Origin of the sequence: Cellulomonas carbonis, assembly GCF_014636275.1 — a bacterium.
Taxonomy (GTDB): domain Bacteria; phylum Actinomycetota; class Actinomycetes; order Actinomycetales; family Cellulomonadaceae; genus Actinotalea; species Actinotalea carbonis.
This window is the reverse complement of the sequence record NZ_BMEB01000066.1, coordinates 1-516: the sequence shown is the minus strand read 5'-3', so window position 1 is coordinate 516 and position 516 is coordinate 1. Positions and strand designations below refer to the sequence as shown.

Annotated in this window: 1 protein-coding gene; it reads right to left on the bottom strand. The window is 64.7% G+C overall.

Annotation, left to right across the window (positions count from 1 at the left end; genetic code table 11):
* Window positions 1-516 (bottom strand): MFS transporter (locus IEV86_RS17725; protein ID WP_188484862.1); only part of this gene is annotated, 516 nt, incomplete at both ends.

Below are 516 nucleotides of genomic sequence, written 5' to 3'. Positions count from 1 at the left end.
CGGCCACCGCGCTCCACCCGGCGGCGGGAATTGCGAGGAACGCAACACCGAAGACCGCCCCACTCGAGGAGCTGCCGCCCAGCAGAGCGTATGCGGGAATGATCGTGAACACGAAGACAGCCATGAGAACGGCCAGGGCGGGTTTGCGCCCGAACCTGTCGGAGGCCAGGCCGAAGAACGGAGTGACGACGATGGCGACGACGGCCGCGACCGTGCCCAGGGCCAGGGAGCCGGAGTTCGGAACCTTCGCCACCTCTTCGATGTACGTGGGCACATAGGTGATGTTGAGGAAGTAGCTGACCGAGCCGATCGAGGAGATGAGGAAGGCCACGAGGATCGCCCGCGGCTGTTCGAGGATCGCAGTGATGAGCGGGGAGCGCTCGAGGGCCGTGTCCTTCGTGCCCTTCTTCTCCTTCTCTGCCTGCTGCAGCCGTTTGAAGGTCTCGGTCTCCTCCATCATCGACCGCAGCGGAACCATGAGGATGGCGAGCACAGCACCGAGGACGAACAGCAGCC